This window comes from Mycolicibacterium wolinskyi str. Jessa 2025, from assembly GCF_049241375.1.
GTDB classification, from domain to species: domain Bacteria; phylum Actinomycetota; class Actinomycetes; order Mycobacteriales; family Mycobacteriaceae; genus Mycobacterium; species Mycobacterium wolinskyi.
This window is the reverse complement of sequence record NZ_CP185960.1, coordinates 2,360,333-2,376,880: the sequence shown is the minus strand read 5'-3', so window position 1 is coordinate 2,376,880 and position 16,548 is coordinate 2,360,333. Positions and strand designations below refer to the sequence as shown.

General features: G+C 66.4%; 9 protein-coding genes and 1 tRNA gene. 3 read left to right on the top strand and 7 right to left on the bottom strand.

Features of this window, described 5'->3' with window-relative positions:
• Window positions 1–28 precede the first annotated feature (28 nt).
• The 3 genes from ACOI2T_RS11800 to ACOI2T_RS11790 form a co-directional block, all read right to left on the bottom strand.
• Window positions 29–4,873, bottom strand: coding sequence for an NAD-glutamate dehydrogenase (locus ACOI2T_RS11800; protein WP_409501347.1), 4,845 nt, complete (start codon window positions 4,871–4,873; stop codon window positions 29–31).
• A gap of 139 nt (window positions 4,874–5,012) precedes the next feature.
• Window positions 5,013–6,686 (bottom strand): energy-dependent translational throttle protein EttA, encoded by a 1,674-nt coding sequence (gene ettA / locus ACOI2T_RS11795; protein WP_409501346.1) that lies wholly within the window; start codon window positions 6,684–6,686, stop codon window positions 5,013–5,015.
• A gap of 119 nt (window positions 6,687–6,805) precedes the next feature.
• Window positions 6,806–7,267, bottom strand: coding sequence for a single-stranded DNA-binding protein (locus ACOI2T_RS11790; protein ID WP_085143667.1), 462 nt, complete (start codon window positions 7,265–7,267; stop codon window positions 6,806–6,808).
• A gap of 220 nt (window positions 7,268–7,487) precedes the next feature.
• Between ACOI2T_RS11790 and ACOI2T_RS11785 the strand changes: the two genes are divergently transcribed.
• Window positions 7,488–8,078 carry an ADP-ribosyltransferase gene (locus tag ACOI2T_RS11785; protein WP_409501345.1) on the top strand — a complete coding sequence of 197 codons (591 nt, stop codon included), beginning with the start codon at window positions 7,488–7,490 and terminating at the stop codon, window positions 8,076–8,078.
• Window positions 8,079–8,246, top strand: coding sequence for a hypothetical protein (locus tag ACOI2T_RS11780; protein ID WP_157894379.1), 168 nt, complete (start codon window positions 8,079–8,081; stop codon window positions 8,244–8,246).
• Window positions 8,247–8,272: 26 nt separating this feature from the next.
• On the opposite strand, the gene ACOI2T_RS11775 is transcribed toward ACOI2T_RS11780, so the two are convergent.
• Genes ACOI2T_RS11775 through ACOI2T_RS11760 form a run of 4 tightly spaced genes read right to left on the bottom strand, consistent with a single transcriptional unit; the run spans window position 8,273 to window position 15,724 of the window.
• Window positions 8,273–10,285 (bottom strand): bifunctional copper resistance protein CopD/cytochrome c oxidase assembly protein, encoded by a 2,013-nt coding sequence (locus ACOI2T_RS11775; RefSeq protein ID WP_409501344.1) that lies wholly within the window; start codon window positions 10,283–10,285, stop codon window positions 8,273–8,275.
• A 47-nt stretch (window positions 10,286–10,332) separates the two neighbouring features.
• Complete coding sequence (locus tag ACOI2T_RS11770) at window positions 10,333–12,681, bottom strand: glycerol-3-phosphate 1-O-acyltransferase (RefSeq protein ID WP_409501343.1); 2,349 nt, start codon at window positions 12,679–12,681, stop codon at window positions 10,333–10,335.
• On the bottom strand, window positions 12,678–14,228 hold the full coding sequence (locus ACOI2T_RS11765) for an HAD-IB family hydrolase (protein WP_421877268.1): 1,551 nt from the start codon (window positions 14,226–14,228) through the stop codon (window positions 12,678–12,680). The genes ACOI2T_RS11770 and ACOI2T_RS11765 overlap by 4 nt, the downstream gene beginning before the upstream one ends.
• A 32-nt stretch (window positions 14,229–14,260) precedes the next feature.
• Window positions 14,261–15,724, bottom strand: coding sequence for a wax ester/triacylglycerol synthase family O-acyltransferase (locus ACOI2T_RS11760; protein WP_409501342.1), 1,464 nt, complete (start codon window positions 15,722–15,724; stop codon window positions 14,261–14,263).
• Between the two features lie 138 nt (window positions 15,725–15,862).
• Here ACOI2T_RS11760 and ACOI2T_RS11755 point away from each other — a divergent pair.
• Window positions 15,863–15,935 (top strand) — tRNA-Arg (locus tag ACOI2T_RS11755).
• Window positions 15,936–16,548 lie beyond the last annotated feature (613 nt).

Genomic DNA, 16,548 nt, shown 5'->3' with positions numbered 1-16,548 from the left:
CGCACGTGCACCGGCGCTACAAAGCTCGTCACCCAGTCGTTCCCGTTCCACTCGTTCGCGTCATGCTGCGGATCTGGCGGGCCGCGACGGACAGTGTGGCCAGATCCCGTTCCCCATCTTCGTATATCTCGGTGAGTGTGCGGCGGGCACGTGTCACCCGGGAGCTGTTGGTCATCTCCCACTCGGCGATCTTCTCCTCGCCGGTCTCGTCGGGTTCGCCGACACCGAGCACGTCGAAGCACAGGGCCCGCAGCGAGCCGTAGATGTCGTCGCGTATCGCCAACCGTGCCAGCGAATGCCACCGATCGTCGCGACTGAGCCGGGACACCGCGGTGAGCAGTCCGTCGGCCCCGAGGTGGTCCATGAGCGCGAAGTACGTATCGGCGACCTCGACCGGATCGCGGTCGACGATGTCGGCGATATCGATGACGTCGAGCAGGCTGTACTGGTACAGCCCGGTCGCCACCGTGTAGGCCAGGTCTTCCGAGACGCCGTGCGCGGCGAACTCGCCCGCCTCCTTGGCGACGATGGCTTTGTCGTCGCCACGCAACCATTCGGACATGCGTGGGGTGAGCATGGCGACATTGGCGGCGAATCGGTTGATCTCGGCGCCGACGGCCAGGGGTTGGGGCCGGTAGTTGAGCAGCCAGCGGCCGGCGCGGTCGACGAGGCGGCGCAGGTCGAGGGTCATGCGGTCGGTGACCGAGGTGGGCACCCCGGTGTCGGCGGCGGCGCGGATGTGGCGCCACACGGTGCCGACGTTGAAGATGGCGTTGGTGGCGACGTAGGCGCGTACCGCGTCGACGGGGCCGACGCCGACGTCTTCGGTGATGCGGTAGGCGTAGCTGATGCCGCTGGTGTCGACGAGGTCGTTGACGAGCATGGTCGTCACGATTTCGCGGCGCAGTTGATGCGCCCGGATTTCACTGCCGAACTGCTCGCGCAGCTTGACCGGGAAATAGGACGGCAGCCGCGAGGCGAACACCTCCTGATCGGGCAGATCGCTGGCCAACACGTCCTCTTTGAGGGCGAGCTTGACATGGGCCATCAACGTGGCCAGTTCCGGTGAGGTCAAACCGATCCCCGCCTCGGTGCGGCGACGGATCTCCTTCTCCGAAGGTAAGGCCTCCAGCTCGCGGTTGAGCCCGCGGTTGGCGACGAAGTCGCGGATCATGCGGGCGTGCACCGACAGCATGCTGGCGGCGTTGGCGCGGCTGGTGCCCATCAGGTCGTTCTGGTCTTGATTGTCGACGAGCACCAACTGCCCGACCTCGTCGGTCATCGACAACAACAGCTCGGTGCGCTCATCGGGGGTGACTTTGCCCGCAGTCACCAGCGAGTCGATGAGGATCTTGATGTTGACCTCGTGGTCGGAGCAGTCCACCCCGGCCGAGTTGTCCAGCGCGTCGGTGTTGATCCGCCCGCCCGCGAGATCGAACTCGATGCGCCCGAGCGAGGTCACCCCGAGGTTGCCGCCCTCACCGATCACCTTGGCCCGCACCTGATTACCGCACACCCGGATCGCGTCGTTGGCGCGATCACCGACGTCGATGTCGGCCTCGGACTCGGCCTTGACGTAGGTGCCGATGCCGCCGTTCCACAACAAATCCACGGGTGCGCGCAGGATGGCGCGCATCAACGCCGGCGGCGTCAACTCCTCCACGTTGGCCTCGATCCCCAGCGCCGTACGCACCTGGCGGCTGATCGGGATCGACTTCTGCTGGCGGCTGTACACGCCGCCGCCCTCGCTGATCAACGCGCGGTCGTAGTCCTCCCACGACGAGCGCGGCAGTTCGAACAGCCGGCGACGTTCGGCCCACGACGCGGCCGCGTCGGGGTTGGGGTCGAGGAAGATGTGGCGGTGGTCGAACGCGGCCACCAACCGGATGTGTTGGGACAGCAACATGCCGTTGCCGAACACGTCCCCGCTCATGTCCCCGATGCCGACCACGGTGAAATCCTGGCTTTGGGTGTCGACGCCCATCTCGCGGAAATGGCGTTTGACCGACTCCCAGGCACCCTTGGCGGTGATGCCCATCGCCTTGTGGTCATAGCCGATCGACCCGCCCGAGGCGAACGCGTCACCCAGCCAGAACCCGTAGGACTTGGCCACCTCGTTGGCGATATCGGAAAACGTCGCGGTGCCCTTGTCGGCGGCCACCACCAGATAGGCGTCCTCCCCGTCGCGACGCACCACATCGGCCGGGGTCACCACCGCACCGGTGGCCTTGTCGACGTTGTCGGTGACATCGAGCAGGCCCGAGATGAACAACTGATAGCACGCCACCCCTTCGGCGCGGGTGGCCTCCCGATCGACCGCGGCATCGCCGGTGGCCACCGGCGGATGTTTGACGACGAACCCGCCTTTGGCCCCGACCGGCACGATGACGGCGTTCTTGACCGCCTGCGCCTTGACCAGGCCCAGGATCTCGGTGCGGAAATCCTCGCGGCGGTCCGACCAGCGCAACCCGCCCCGCGCGACAAACCCGAACCGCAGATGCACCCCCTCCACCCGCGGCGAGTACACGAAGATCTCGAACTTCGGCCGCGGAAGCGGCAACTCATCGATCAAACCGGGGTTGAGCTTGAGCGCCAACACATTACGCGCCCGAGCCGAATCCTGGCTCTGCACAAAGTAATTGGTACGCAATGTCGCCTGGATCAACGACGCGAACGCCCGCAACACCCGGTCGGTGTCCAAACTGACCAACGCATCGATATCGGCGGCCACCGCGGCGGCCGCACCCTGGGCATCACGGCTCTGCGAGCCGTCCTCGGACGGATCGAACAGCGCCTCGAACAACTCCACCAGCGACCGCGACGTATGCGGATTGTCGTTGAGCACCGACTCGATGTGCGACTGACTGTAGGCAAAACCCGCCTGCCGCAGATACTTCGCATACGCCCGCAGGATCACCACCTGCTGCCAGGTCAACCCCGCCCGCAACACCAGCTCGTTGAACCGGTCGATCTCCACCCGGCCATGCCAGATCGCGGTCACCGCATCGGCGAACCGCTCGGCCGTGGCGGCATCGGTAGCAGCCGGGATACTGCGGTGGCGCGAGATCTTGAACTGATAGATCCACACCGGCAAACCATCGGCCCGAGCGACCGTGAACGGCCGCTCCTCCAACACCACCACACCCATCGACTGCAGCATCGGCAGCAATTCACTCAACGACGCCGACTGCCCACCCAAATACCACGTGAGCTTGGCGATCGGATCCTCATCGCCCTCGGTGAACACCAGTTTCACCGAATTGGGTTGCAGCGCTTCGATGATCGCGATGTCTTTGATCGCGTCGGCCGGCACGACGGCCTGTTTGTAATCCTCGGGGAAGGCCCGGGCGTAGTGCTCGACCGCTGCGGGATTGAGCTCGGCGGCAGCGGCCGCGCTCGTCATCCGGTCGGCCCAGTTGCGGGTCGCCTCGGTCAGCAGGGCCTGGATGCGGGCTTCGTTCTCGGTGGACGTGTCCACGGTGTTCGCCGGCGTCCCGTCGGGCAGCTTGACGGTGAAATGCACCACGGCCCATGGAGACTCACTCACGCGAGCCGAGTAGTCGATGCTCGTGCCGCCGAGTTCGCGAACCAGGATGTTCTGCATCTCCAGCCGCACCGCGGTCGTATAGCGGTCACGCGGCAGATACACCAGGCACGACACGAAATGGGCGAGCTGGTCGGCACGGAGGAACAGCAGCGTACGGCGCCGCGATCCCAGATCGATCACGGCCAGCGCCATCTCCAGCAGCTGCTTGGAACTCAGCGCGAACAGCTCTGGACGGGGAATGGTCTGGACGATGTCGCGCAGAAGCTGACCGGGATGGCTCGGGTCGCGGTGCGCCATCGCCAGGGCTTCCTCGACACGCCGCGAGATCAACGGGATGTCGAGTGCGTTGGCGTTCATCGCCGCGACGGTGAACAGCCCGACGAAGCGGTGTTCGATCACCCGCGACGCAGCGGCGTTCTCCCGTACGACGACGATGTACGGGTATGCCCCGTACCGCAGGTAGCTCGGAATGGTCGCCTGCGCCAGGACCAACAGATCGTCGGCGTTGGTCAGCGGTGGCAACACGTCCTCCCGCAGCCGCAGCACACCGAGCCTGCTGGCCGGGTCGACGGAGGCCTGCCCGTCGCTGATGGCGCACTGCTGGTAGCCCAGGAGCACGAAGTGCCCGTCGGACAGCCACCGCAGAAGCGCGGCGACGTCCTTGCGGTCGGCGTTCGGAAAGTGCCCTCGGACGTCGGTGGCGAGGTCGTTGGCCAGGCCGTGGAGTGCGGCGGCCATCGCACCGGAGTCCAGCCCGATCTGGCGCGCCTCGGCGAGGATGCCAGGGACCAGGCGCGTCGCTTCGGTCAGTGCCCCACCGTCGGCCGCGCCGGTGATCGGGACGAGGATCCAGCATTCGTCGACACCCTCGGCCCCGGCCGCTTCGGCCGCGGGACGAATGTCGAGCAACTGCCCGTCGGCGCCGCGCCGCACCCGGAACACCGGGTTCATGATGGCCGTGTACGCCACGCCGTGGCGGTGCAGCAGCACCGTCACGGAATCGACGAGTAGCGGCGCCTGGTCTGTGACGATCTGCAGAGCCGGACCGGTGTCGACATCGCCCGGGTACACCGCGACCTTGGTCTCCCCCGGCGCCCGCCGACTGCCCAGCTCGTAATGAGCTGCCACGGTCGCGTCGGAGGCCAGCTGCTCGGGAGCGCCGACGGACAGCGGCCCGGTCGCCGCGACGCCGGGGGCGTCGGCCTGCGGAGCCCGATAGGTCGAGAGGAAAGCCACGGCGAGGCGACGGATCACCGCCGACGTGGCGTCCTGCCCTTCCCGTTCGCTTTTCTCCTGTCCTGGAACGGATCCCGGATACGCCGTCATACGGATCACTCCTGACTCACGTCCTCGTACCGGCACTGGTACGTAACCGCGACCTTAGTCTCCCCCCGAGTCGCTCCGCTCCTACCCCGCCGGAGCGGTCGCCCCCTCGAGTCGCTCCGCTCCTACCCCCGGTCCCGGATCAGTCCCGGGTCAGTCTCCGGTGGGTCACGCGGTGCGGACGCGCCGCCTCGGCGCCCAGCCGCTGGATCTTGTTCTCCTCGTAGGCACCGAAGTTGCCCTCGAACCAGAACCACTTGGCCTCGTTGTCGTCGTCGCCCTCCCACGCCAGGATGTGCGTGCAGGTGCGGTCGAGGAACCACCGGTCGTGCGAGATCACGACGGCGCAGCCGGGGAAGTTCTCCAGCGCGTTCTCCAGTGACGACAGCGTCTCGACGTCGAGGTCGTTGGTCGGCTCGTCGAGCAGGATCAGGTTGCCGCCCTCCTTGAGGGTCAGCGCGAGGTTGAGGCGGTTGCGTTCACCGCCCGACAGCACGCCCGCGGGCTTCTGCTGATCGGGGCCCTTGAACCCGAACGCCGAGACGTATGCCCGCGACGGGATCTCGTTCTGGCCGACCTCGATGTAGTCCAGGCCATCGGAGACGACCTGCCACACCGTCTTGTTGGGGTCGATGCCCGCACGGCTCTGGTCGACGTAGGACAGCTTGACCGTGTCGCCGATCTTGACCGTGCCGCTGTCGGGCTGCTCGAGCCCGACGATCGTCTTGAACAGCGTGGTCTTGCCGACACCGTTGGGACCGATGACGCCGACGATGCCGTTGCGCGGCAGGGTGAACGACAGGTCCTTGATCAGCGTGCGGCCCTCGAAGCCCTTGTCGAGGTGCTCGACCTCGACCACGACGTTGCCCAGTCGCGGCGGAGCCGGGATCTGGATCTCCTCGAAGTCGAGCTTGCGCGTCTTCTCGGCTTCCGCGGCCATCTCTTCGTAGCGCTGCAGACGGGCCTTGTTCTTGGCCTGCCGGGCCTTGGCACCCGAACGGACCCACGCCAGCTCGTCCTTGAGCCGCTTCTGCAGCTTCTGGTCCTTCTTGCCCTGGACTTCGAGGCGCTCGGCCTTCTTCTCCAGGTAGGTCGAGTAGTTGCCCTCGTACGGGTAGGCCCGGCCGCGGTCGAGCTCGAGGATCCACTCGGCGACGTTGTCGAGGAAGTACCGGTCGTGCGTGACGGCCAGGATCGCGCCCTTGTAACTGGCCAGGTGCTGTTCGAGCCACAGCACGCTCTCGGCGTCGAGGTGGTTGGTTGGCTCGTCGAGCAGCAGCAGGTCCGGCTTGGACAGCAGTAGCTTGCACAGCGCGACGCGGCGGCGTTCACCACCGGACAGGTGGGTCACCGGCTCGTCGGGCGGCGGGCACCGCAGCGCGTCCATCGCCTGCTCGAGCTGGCTGTCGATGTCCCAGGCGTCGGCGGCGTCGAGCTCCTCCTGGAGCTTGCCCATCTCTTCCATGAGCTCATCGGTGTAGTCGGTGGCCATCAGCTCGGCCACCTCGTTGTACCGGTTGAGCTTGGCCTTGATCGCCACGCCGTCCTCGACGTTCTCGCGGACCGTCTTGGTCTCGTCGAGCGGCGGCTCCTGCTGCAGGATGCCAACCGAAGCGCCTGGGGCGAGGATCGCGTCACCGTTGTTGGCGTGGTCCAGACCGGCCATGATCCGCAAGACGCTCGACTTGCCGGCACCGTTCGGGCCGACGACGCCGATCTTCGCGCCGGGAAGGAAGTTCAGACTGACGTCGTCAAGGATGACCTTGTCGCCGTGCGCCTTGCGGACCTTCCGCATCGTGTAGATGAATTCGGCCATGCCGTTGATGTGCCTTTCTGAAGCTATCGGGAGCTATCGGGTCGTCCAGCGGGGCTCGCGCGAAAGTCGCGGCAAGCCCGTACGTGCTCGCGGCCCATCCTAGGCGTGGCCGGATACGGCTAAGCCGTCAGTGGCAGCGCCTCCTCGTCCAGGGGTTCGGTATCGGCCTGGATGTCCGCGTCGTCCGCCGTGCCTGCGGGCTCGGGCTCAGCCACCGCGTTCGGTTTCGGCAGCGGTGAGACCTTGGCGGTGCACCGCGACAGATCCGGCCCGACCGCGGTGGCCCGCACCTCGACCGATGACCGCCGCACGCCTTCCTTGTCCTCGTACTCGCTGGTGTAGACGTGGCCGACCACGACGACGGCGTCGCCCTTCGTGAGGGATGCGCTGGCCCCGGTGGCCAGGTTCCCCCAGCAGTTGACGGTCACATACAGGGAGTTACCCGGCTCCCATGTGCCCTGCGGGGTGCGCCGGCGCGAATTGCTCGCGACGCGGAACTTGTACAACTCCTGCTCGCCGAAGCGCAGCCGAACCGGATTGGTGACGATGGTGCCGACCACAGTGAACGGTGTCTCGAACATTTCTATTCCCTTTCGCTACCTGGTTGCGACGGCACCCGGTGGGAATCCGGGCGCGTCCTACCCGGTCATTGACCGTCGGCGCCCCGACATCGGCGGGGTCCGGCGGGCGGCGGGAACGCGTGGTTGTGGATGAAGTCCAAGTTGGGGATAAGTCCTGTGTTCCGAGGGTGAGGCTGAATATGTTGGCGTGGTGCGTTGGAGCTGACCGAACAATAGGGGCGTGGCGGCTGACGATCCCGGCGAGAACGATCCTCTGGGTAAGTGGGACTATGCCAATCCCGCACGCGAACTGCGATCACTCAGTCGGTTGACAGACGGTGAGATGGCGGCGATCGAATCGTTTGCTCTCAATAACTATGAACGCATCAACGGAGCGCTACGGGGGCAACGTGAAATAACCCCGGACATCCGGCGGGACATCAACGCCATCCGGTCGGGTTTGCGAAAGTACCCGCTCGACCATGATGTACGCGTTACGCGCGAGGTAGGTGGTGCCGTATACGGAATCACCGCGGCGAACGCGGGCAGCGCAGTGGAAGCACTCATCGGACAGGTGTTTGACGAGTATGGGTTCATGTCGGCATCGATGGCGCCAACGCCCGCGCACTCCGCCCGGCACCACGATCCGCTGACCTTAGACCTCCTCGTGCCGGCCGGTACACCTGCGCTGGCAGTCCAACAACTGTCCGAGTATCCGCTGGAACGAGAAATGCTGCTCATCGACGCAAGGCGATATCAGATTATCGGCGCGAGGTACGATCGAGCCCAGCGTCGCTGGCGGCTTTTTGGCCTGGTAGACCAGGAGGCATAAATGGGCAGCATGATCGATGACGAACTCCACCCGAAACGGGTCAAGCTGACTGCTCAACAGGTCACAGCTCGACGCAAAGCCGCGGAAAAGAAGTTGGGTGTCACTATTCCGGCATCAAAGTACGAACGCGATTTGTACGAGAGCGCCCACACATCTGCCAAGAGGTAGATAGCCCCGCAATCCAGTGACTGTGCTCAACGCGGCGGGTTATCCCGCCGCGCCATCTCGGCCAACATCGCGTTGTAAGCCGCGAGGTCGGCGTCGTCGTCGCGGTCGGCGGCCCGGTCCAGGCGTTTGGCGGTGCGCTGATCGCTGCGCCGCCACTGGATCAACAGCGCCAGCATCACGATGACGAGCGGCACTTCGCCTGCCGCCCAAGCGATCCCGCCACCGAGTTTCTGATCGGCGAGCAGGTCGGTGTGCCAGCTCAGCTGAAGCGAACGGTAGAACGACTCCCCGAGCACGTTCTGCATGCCCATCATGACCACACCGAAGAACGCGTGCAGCGGCAGTGACGCGAACACCATCGCGATCTTGCCGATGTGCGGTATCGGGCGCGGGGTCGGGTCGACTCCGATCACCACCCAATAGAACAGGTAGCCCGACAGCAGGAAGTGCACGTTCATCAGGACGTGCGCCGCGTGGTTGCTGACCGCGGCGTCGAAGATCCCGCCGAAGTACAACCCGTAGAACCCGGCGACGAACAACACCGTCGCGACCACAGGGTGGGTCAGGAACTGCGACACCCGGGAGTGCAGCGCGGCCAGCAGCCATTCTCGGGGGCCGGGCGGGCCGTCGCGGCCTGCCGCCGGAAGCGCCCGCAGCGCGAGCGTCACCGGCGCGCCGAGCACCAGCAGCACCGGCACCAGCATCGACAGCAGCATGTGGGCGATCATGTGCATGCTGAACATCGCGGGCATGTATCGGCCAAGGCCCGACGACGTGGTGAACAACAACGCCGCGCACCCCAGCAGCCAGGCGGCCGTCCGCCCGATCGGCCAGGCATCCCCGCGGCGACGCAGCCGGTACACCGCGGCCAGGTACACGAGCGCACCGACGATCGCCGCGGTTCCCAACAGCAGGTCGAACCGCCAGTCGAACAGCACCCGCGCGACCGTGGGCGGCCCGGAGAAGTCGTATCCGATCGCGACCTCCGTCGCGCTCGGCTCGGCCCGTTCGGGAGGCGGCGGTGTTCGGCCCAGCCCGACGGCGATGCCGAACGTCACGCCGAACAGTACGGCCTCGGTGAGCGCCAACCGGATGAGCGGGCGGCGTGCGGTCGGGTCGGCCGCCAGCGCGGCCACCCCGCTGCGCCGCTGCTGCCAGCCCAGAGCTCCCAGCAGGACGAGGGCGACGATCTTGCCGACGATCAGCAGGCCGTAGGGCGTCCGGAACAGGTCGGCGACCTGCATGCGCACCAGGGCGTTGAGCACGCCGCTGACACCCATCGCGACGAAGCACCACAGGGCAAGGGCCGAGAACCGGCGGGCAGCCAAGTCGGCGTGCTCACCGCCGCGCAGCGCGTGCGCCAGCAGGGCCAACAGGCCGCCGGCCCACAGCGCACCGGCCATGAGGTGGATGAACAAGCTGTTGGTCGCGAGATCGTGGGCACCGCCCGCCGAGGAGTGCCCGGTGAGCGCGAGCGGCACCAACGTGAGCATCGACGCCGCCAACAGCGCCGGCGTCCATGCCCAGCGCAAGACCGGCAGGCTGGCGATCGTCACGGCCGCGGCCAGGATGGCCGTCCAACGCCACGCCCCGGCAATGTCGACCAGGCTCGTGGCCGACCACACCTCGACCGGGCCGACGTGGTCGAGGAACGGCTGGCCGGATACGTCGGAGATCGTCAGCGGAACCAGGAGCGCAGCACACACCGTCCACACCGCCGATGCCGCGGATCCGAGCCGCAGCGCCCGATAGCCCGCAACGTCGAGCACGCCGTTGGTCTGCGGAGGCACCAGGAAGGCCGCGAACAGAAACGACCCGACAGCCACAACGGCGGCGATCTCGCCGGCCGCCCGCACGAACGGCAGGCCGTATGTGGTGACGGGGCCGGGATTGGGCAAGCCGGTGGCGGTCAGCGCGTCCGCGAGGGACAACGCACCGATACCGGCCGCGACGGCTCCGGCAAGCACGCCGACTCCGACGAGCACAGGCCACACCGCGCTGTTGCGCACGTCGGAGGCCACGCGGCCGGGCGAAGTCATGTTCTCAGGGTATGGCGTGGCTCAGACCACAGCCGAAGGCCCACGGGCTACGCAGGCTCACCGCGGAGTTGACGCCGCTCCGCCTCCCTCGCATAGAACTGGTCGCGCGCGATCTGCTCGACCTGGTCCATGTCGGCGAGGATGGCGCGCAGCTCGTCACGGAACGCCGCACGGCGTGCCCTGAGGTCCGGACCGGATTCGAGTAGGTCCTGATCGGCGGCGACCTGCCTGGCGGTGGCGAACAGCAGCGCTGACACCGACTCGTTGCTGCGCACCCGGCCCTGCGCGGCGTACTGGCGGCCGACCCCCAACGCGAGCTTCGTGAGGTCCTTCTCGGCGATCTCGGGCGGTGCGTCGCGCAGGACATCGGCGACGATCTCGTAGGCCTCGAAGAACGGACGCAACATCGCCCCGGCGATGAGCGGCTGCTTGGCGCGCATCAGTTGGTAGATCTCCTCGCCGCCCGCGGCGACATGCGACTCCCAATCCTCATGCCAGGACATCTCCTCGGCCACGTTCTCGCGGAACGCCGCCGAGTCGGCGAAGTAGAAATCGAACTTCAGCAGGTCGCGCAGCCGCATCACCTGCGTCCAGAAGCATTGCAGCGGATCGTCTTCGACGCGCGCGGCGTGCGCGAGTGCCAGCTCGACGATCGACGTCTCCAGGAACGCGTGGATCAACGAGTTGCGATAGAACGCGGCTTCGAGTTCGTCCTCGGGGGCGATGCGCCAGACCGGTTCACGTCCGCCGTCGACCAAAGTCACCGGGTGACCGTTGGACAAGGCGTCGACCGCCGAACGCACCCCGTCGGGCGTGCGGAGCCGCAGCGCACTGTTGGTCATCGGGGTGTTCTTGCGTTCCAGGTAGTCGAGCGAGTCCTGCAGGGTGTGGTGCAGCTGATCCAGCGTGAGCGCGACTCCGCGCGTGGCGAGCAGCAACGCGGACACCAGACCGGTGGCGTTGACCGGGGTCACCCGCAGGATCCGCCATGCCACCTCGAACGCCATCTTCTGCATGGCCAGGCGTTTGGCCGCCGCGTCCCGCGCGATCGGGCCGTGCGGTTCACCGAGATACTCGCGCATCGAAACCGCTTCGGGGAACCGGACATAGATCTTGCCGTAGTTGCGTTCCCCTTGGGCTTTGATGAAGTTGTAGAGCCAGCTCAGGCCTTCGGGAGTCTTCTCCCCGCCGCGGGCGTACGCGGCGTATTCGGCGGTCTCGTGCAGCTGGTCGAAGCTGATGGACACCGGCTGCAGAAGGATGTCGTCGCTGCGACCGTCGAGATAGGCGTCCGCGACGTAGGCGAGCAGTCCGAGCTTGGGCGGCAACATCTTTCCCGTCCGCGACCGGGTGCCCTCGATGGACCAGTTGAGGTTGAACCGTTTCTCGACGATGTAGCCGACGTACTGCCGCAGCACGTATTTGTAGAGCGGATCGTCGAGCTTGCGGCGAATGAAGATGACCCCGGAGTGCCGCAGCAGCGGACCCATGAAGCCGAACGACAGGTTGATGCCGGCGAACGTGTGCACCGGCGGCAGCCGGTTCTCCTGCATGGCGACCGGCACGATCGCGCCGTCGAGGTAGGAGCGGTGCGAGAACAGCAGCACCGCCGGATGCAGCTCCAGCGCATGGCGCATCGCCTCGATCTCGGTGCGGTCGTAGTCGATGCGCGGGTCGAAGCCCCGGCTGAAGATCGCACGGCCCAGCGCCGGGATCAGATCGACCGAGAACCGGCTCCATCCGGTCGCGAGTTCGTCGAGCATCTCGCCGGCCTGCTCGACCGTCGCACCGGGAATCTGTTCGAGCCCTTGCCGGAACCGGGCCGAGGCCAGCATCTCGGGCTTGACCAGCCGCGGCGACTTGTATTCCGGTCCGAGCAGCCTCAGCTCCACTCGTTCGATCGCCAGCGCAGCCCGACGGAGCACGAAATGCGCGAATTCTCTTGGGTTTTCGGCGACCGTCGTCTCGCTCCACTGCTTGCGCAGCTCGGACACCTTGGCCGGTTCGCCGGCCACCATCCTGGCTCGTGACGGGTCTTTGCGCAGAATCCGGCGCTGCAGGATCTCGGGCGGCCGGTAGGTGTCGCGGCCCGACATCAACGCGACCACTTTCAGCCGCGTGGGCAACCCGGCGGGCACCCAGAACACGCGCACGGGGACGACGAGCCGGTCTTCGTCGGCCTCGAGCTCTTCGACCAGCCGGGCCAGCATGCCCGGCGTCGGCTCGTCGGCCGCAGGCAGTTGCAGCACCTCGACTTTGGAGTCCGGATGCTCCTGCCGCTGCTTTTTGAGCCAGTCGTTGAGCAGTTGCAACTCGGCCTGCGAGGACACCGAAGCCAGCACCAGCGCGTCGTCGGTCGTGGTGAAGCTCGCGAAATAGTCGGTGGGGGCGCTCACGGCCGGCCCTTCGGAGTGGGCTTCGGGCCGGCCTTCGTCGGCGTTTTCTTGGCGGCTTTACGCGGCGCCTTCTTGGCCGCCTTGGGCCGCGCGTAGATGTCGAACTGCGGAAGTTCGTCGTGCGGCCAGGATTTGAGGGTGTCGAGGTAGATCTGCCGGACGGCGTCGATGCGTTCGGCCAGATTGTCGACGGTCCAGTCGTCCACCGGAATCGGCGGGTACACCGCGACATCGACGGTGCCGGGGTTGAACGTGCTCGAGTCGCGGGCGGCGATCACCTCGGCGTTGCGGATCACGATGGGAACGATCGGAATGCCCGCGGCCATCGCGATGCGGAACGGGCCCTTCTTGAACGGCCCAACCGCCGTGGTGTCCAGCCGCGTGCCCTCCGGGGCGATCAGGATCGACAAGCCTTTGCGCGCAAGCTCTTCCACCTTGTGCAGGCCCTCGACGGCCTTTTGCGGATCCTCGCGATCGATGAACGCGGCATCCATCACCCGCCCGAGCGTGCCCACCAGGGGATCATTCGACAGTTCCTTCTTGGCGACCCCGGTGAAGTTGTCGCGGACCAGTGTCCCGGCGATGATCGGATCGGCCTGATTGCGGTGGTTGAAGATGAACACCGCGGGCCGCTGCGCCGTGAGGTTCTCTTCCCCCAGCACGTTGAGGTTCACACCGGTGGCCGCCAGCAGCACCCGGCTCCACGTCGAGGTGAAGAAGTTGACGCCGCTGCGTCGATTGCGATTGAGCAGGCCCCAGCCGATCGCACCCGCCGCCACGGGCATGAGTGACGCCACACCTGCCACCGTCCGCAATTGCGCCATCGGACTGCTGCCACTACGACTGGTGAACCGGAGAACCGGCCAACCGCGTTTGGCGGCAACGGCGGCCAGTTTCCCCGCCGGGTTGGTGGGACGCGGATTGCCCACGAGGTACATCAACGCGACGTCCTCGTCGCCGTCGGCGTAGAAGTAGCTCTTCGCCAGATCGATGCCGTTGGCCGCCGCGAACTTCTGTACGGCATGGGCTTTTCCCGCCCCCCAGATGATCGGCGTCTTCACCTCGCCGGTGATCAGACCCTCGTCGTCGGTCTCGAACTTGTTGCTCAGCACGTTGTCGATGCCCAGAAACCGGGCGACCGGCTCGACTTGGACCGTCAACGCCGACGAGCTGAGCACCACGGTGTGGCCGCGCTCCATGTGCGCACGCACCATCGCGCGCATCTCGGGATAGATGCGGCTCTGCACGTGCTGGACGAACAGCCGCTCTCCCAGTTCATCGAGATCGCTGAGCGAGTTGCCGCGCAGCATCCTGGCGCCCTTGCCGATCAGGTCTTCGAACTCCGAGCGACCCAGTTGGTGATTGAGCCCGGCCTGGACCATTCCGATGAACTCGCCGACGCCCATCTGCCTGCGCCGCAGCCGATCCCGCGTCATGATCACGCCGGTGAAGCCGGCGACGAGGGTGCCGTCCAGATCGAAGAACGCGCCGATCTCCGGTCCTTCCGGGCTCGCCTCGATCTCGGCCAATGTGCCCGGCAACCGCATCTGCCTCGAATTGCCCGGTGTCCCTGCTGAACTCACTGCGCGGAACTCCCGTCCGTGGTGGGGGCGGTGAACGAGGCGGGCGTCGCGCGGCCGTCGCCGCCCAGTGCGAGCACCTCGTCGAACCCTTCCAGCAGGCACCGGGCGAACAACGGTTCGTCGGTGATGGCGGCCCGGTCGTAGCGGGCGGTGACCGTGATGTAGCCCGATCGCGAGATCAGCACGACCATCATCGCGACGCCCGGCAACGGCCCAAGGCCGTAGTGCCGCAGGATCTTCGCCCCGGCGATGTAGGTGTCGCCCGCGAAAACCGGGACATTGCTGGCCTGCACGTCGGAGTTGACCACCGAACCGGCCATCGATTCCAGGAACGTGTCGGGCAGCAGGCTGAGCACCGGTGCGATCGCACCGACCACATCGATGGCCCGCTCTTCCCGCTTACTGGTCATCTGGGATCGGACGGCCTTGATGCGCGTTTCGGGATCGATGATGCCGATTGGCGCCGCCAGGTTGACCCCGGCGAACCGGTTGCCGCCCGCCGCATCGTCCTCGGAGCGCAGATTCACCGGCACCGCCATCGGCAGCGTTTGCACCGGAATGCCCTTGGCGTCGTGGTAGCGCCGCAACGCACCGCACAAGCCGGCCAGATACGCGTCGTTGATGGACCCGCCCGCCGCCTTGGCCGCGCGGTGCAGATCGCTGAACGGAATGTCGATCGCTTCGCTGCGCGACGCGAGGCTGCGTCGTCGTAACAGCGGCGACGGCTCGGCGGCCGGCCCCATCACCCGTGCGCCCGACATCGCGTAATCCACAACGCCGCTGACCGCCGACACCGGATCGCGCACCACGCGGGTGGCGGCGCGGGCCGCGCCACCGAGCACGCCTAGCAGACCGCCCGCGATCGAGCCCGGCAACCGGTTGATGCCTTGCCGCATCAGGTCATTGGGTGACAGATCCTGCGGGATCGGCAGCGGCGGCGGCGCTTTCGGTTCGGGATCCCGCTCGAGGTCGTAGATGCTGGCGAACATCTCGACACCACCGACACCATCGGTCACGGCGTGGCTGAGATGCAGGATCGTGGCGGCGCGCCCGCCGGCAAGACCTTCGACGAGGGTCGCGCTCCACAGCGGCCGGGAGATGTCCATCGGGGACTGCATCGCCACCTCGGCGAGATCGAGAACCTCGCGCAGGGTGCCCGGTTCGGGTACGCGCGTGCGGCGTACGTGATAGTCAAGGTTGAAGTCGGGATCGACGACCCAACGCGGTGCCGCGGTGGGCAGGGTCGGCATGACGACCTTCTGGCGCAACCGCAGGACCTTGCGCGAGGCGATGTCGAAGCGGGCCAGAAACCGCTCCCAATCCGGAGTGGTGTCGAGGATCTCGACGCCCATGATGCCCGAGCGGGTCCGCGGGTTGGCCTCCCCGCGATGCAGCAGCTGGTCGACTGCACTCAGCTCCTCGGGCAGTCCGGCCGCGTCAAGCTCCGGCACGTCGCTCATAGCGTGGTCCCTCTCCCCTCACCTGGCCGCCAAGTGCAGCGTCCACGCTAGTCCGCCACCGACGGTCACGGGTCGCCTTTGCCGGGTGTCACAGGTGGCCGGACACGGGAGCCCGGCACGATACACTCATCCGGCGCTGCCTCCGTAGCTCAGCGGATAGAGCAGCCGCCTTCTAAGCGGTTGGTCGCAGGTTCGATCCCTGCCGGGGGCGCTTTTTAATGTGCACTGGCCGGCGAGCGTTGGCTTGTGTGCGACATTTCGGCGAAATCTCGCACACAAGCCAACGTTGGGCGCCGGATCGGTCCGGCCGCGCCCGCGGTAATCCGCACCTTCGACCGCTGGGTGCGAGCCCGCGACTGACGGTATATACCTTTTGTTGAGCCTGACAGAAATTGTCCGACCTGTTGCTGAAGCACCGGCACGCTTTCATTTCATGCACTGGAAACGCGCCGACGTACCGCCTGATGAATTGCTGTAAAGCAGCAAAAAGGCCAATCATTAGCAAGGCGAATTAGATGCGGTAGCGAATGACCTCGATACTCGACATAAAGTCACCGGCTAAGCTACGGTAGCCTTGTCAGTTTCCGTGTGGCACAAGGAGCACGCGCGTGCAGAGTCGGTAACCACTCTCGGGCTGTCCGCACCTGACAGCTGACTGTCACCTCGACACCGGCCTTTGACGTCGAAATATCGAGGACCATCCGTAATTCGTATTCCGCATTCACCGGGCGGCCGGTATCGGACAAGCGGATGCCATTTGGCGAGAATTCGCAGTTCCGCCACCACGAATTCCCGTGCGCAAAATCTCCGCATCAAAGGACATC

Bases quoted from the DNA above. Each gene is read 5' to 3' on its own strand.
- ACOI2T_RS11780 (WP_157894379.1), top strand. From the start codon at position 8,079: ATGGGCAGCATGATCGATGACGAACTCCACCCGAAACGGGTCAAGCTG.
- ACOI2T_RS11790 (WP_085143667.1), bottom strand. From the start codon at position 7,267: ATGTTCGAGACACCGTTCACTGTGGTCGGCACCATCGTCACCAATCCG.
- ettA (WP_409501346.1), bottom strand. From the start codon at position 6,686: ATGGCCGAATTCATCTACACGATGCGGAAGGTCCGCAAGGCGCACGGC.
- ACOI2T_RS11765 (WP_421877268.1), bottom strand. From the start codon at position 14,228: ATGCGGTTGCCGGGCACATTGGCCGAGATCGAGGCGAGCCCGGAAGGA.
- ACOI2T_RS11760 (WP_409501342.1), bottom strand. From the start codon at position 15,724: ATGAGCGACGTGCCGGAGCTTGACGCGGCCGGACTGCCCGAGGAGCTG.
- ACOI2T_RS11775 (WP_409501344.1), bottom strand. From the start codon at position 10,285: ATGACTTCGCCCGGCCGCGTGGCCTCCGACGTGCGCAACAGCGCGGTG.
- ACOI2T_RS11800 (WP_409501347.1), bottom strand. From the start codon at position 4,873: ATGACGGCGTATCCGGGATCCGTTCCAGGACAGGAGAAAAGCGAACGG.